General features: G+C 58.6%; 2 protein-coding genes. Both read left to right on the plus strand.

Going from position 1 to position 1,733, the window contains the following annotated elements:
* Positions 1–1,138 (plus strand): hypothetical protein (locus tag ACTOWL_RS37835; RefSeq protein WP_441326461.1); only part of this gene is annotated, 1,138 nt, incomplete at its 5' end.
* An 87-nt stretch (positions 1,139–1,225) separates the two neighbouring features.
* The coding region (locus ACTOWL_RS37840) for a contractile injection system protein, VgrG/Pvc8 family (protein ID WP_441326462.1) at positions 1,226–1,733 on the plus strand (508 nt) is incomplete at its 3' end.

The raw sequence follows: 1,733 nt of genomic DNA on the forward strand, positions 1-1,733 counted from the left end.
CGGCTGGTACAGCCAGGTCGTCACCGGTCCCTTCTACCAGAAGGTCTTCGCCCCGGGCGGCCTCGTCCTCAACATCGAACAGTATGGCGACGCCAGCGTGGCCCCGAACGCCACGACAACCGATACCAGCGACCAGGCGAATGGGTCCGAGGACGAGCCTGAAGACGGATCCGAGGAGCCGAGCATCTGGGACTCGCTGTGGTCGCGGCAATTCAACGGGACCATTACGAATTCCCTCAACTCGTTTACGGGAACCAGCGTCAACTACTCGACGGCGATGTCCTACAACGTCAATACGAGCCTGGATCTGTCGGTCTCGACCTCGGCGAACTATCGCTTCATCGGCGGTACCGACATCACCCAATATTCCGCCGGCTACTCGATGTACACCATCTGCGGCGATGGCGGCATCAGCCTGGGGACCGAGGGCAGCTTCTCGACCATCGGCCAGTCCTTCTTCACGCCGGGCACCCTCATCCTCGGCTCCCGCCCCACCACGGGAGGAAAATTCGCCGCACAGACCGTTGCCACGCTGGCCACGACATCGAAATTGGCGAAGTTCGCCAGCTTGGCGGCCAAGCTCACGGCCCTCGTCGACGAGGTGGGGACGAAGTTCTTCAAAGGTTACCCCCAATCCGCCCTGGATCTCCCGGCAGCGATCACCGCACGGCTCGCTGCGCCAGCCGCCACGACGGCCGCTGCCCTCATGACGAAGGCCGTCGTCGGCAACTACAAGAAGATCACCCGGCACGAGCTGGAGACGTCGTCGGCTGTCGAACCCACCATCAAGATCGAACCACACGCCATCATCCTTAGCGTCGGGACGTATAAGATCGAGATCGACGAGATAGAGGGCATTACCCTTTCTGGCAAAGACTGCGTTGTTCGACTCAATAGTATTGATGGAATATATGCTAAATCAAATAGAATATCTCTTGTATCTTCTTCTAATATAGAAGATAACGATGGAAACAATTTTGGAGAAATGCCGACAACATCTCGTACGTCAGAAATAATAATCGGACCAACTGAAATAAATGCAAATGGATCGTTGAAAGTTGATGGAAAAACTATTGTCATAGGACAAACGACAGTTGAAGGTTTATTTATAGCAACAGATGCTAGATTCGGAGGGTGAGAAAAATGACTACGAGCGCTCATCCTCCATCGTGCGCTGCTTTGGCCACCCGCGATTTCGCATTGGCTATCGGCGGGGCGGTGCTCCATGGCTAACATCGCCTTCGAGCTGTCGGTGACGGGCCTGCCGGATGACGTCATCCAGGTGGTGCGCTTCGAGGGCGAGGAGGAGCTCGGCCGGCCCTACCGCTTCGTCATCGACGTCGTCTCCCGGTCGGAGACACTGTCGGCCGAGGATCTGATCGCCCGATCCGCCACCTTCTCGTTCAGCTCGGACGCCGGCGAGCGGCAGGTCCACGGCATTGTCGCCGGCTTTCGCGAAGGGGCGGAGGTGGCGGGCGGGTACTACAGCTACCAGTTCGTGCTCATGCCCCGGCTCTGGCTGCTCGGCCTGTCCCGCAACAGCCGCAGCTTCGGCTCCGACGGCGATCTCGACGTCGCCGGCGTCGTTCGCCAGTTGCTCGAGGATCCACAGGCGCTCGGCTTCTCCAGCGACGACTTCGCCATCAACCTGATGAATGGCGACAAATACCCGGCACGCAGCTACTGGGTCCAGTACAACGAGTTCGATCTCGATTTCCTGCACCGGCTGATCG

It is taken from the genome of Inquilinus sp. CA228 (assembly GCF_052078665.1).
Classification (GTDB): domain Bacteria; phylum Pseudomonadota; class Alphaproteobacteria; order DSM-16000; family Inquilinaceae; genus Inquilinus.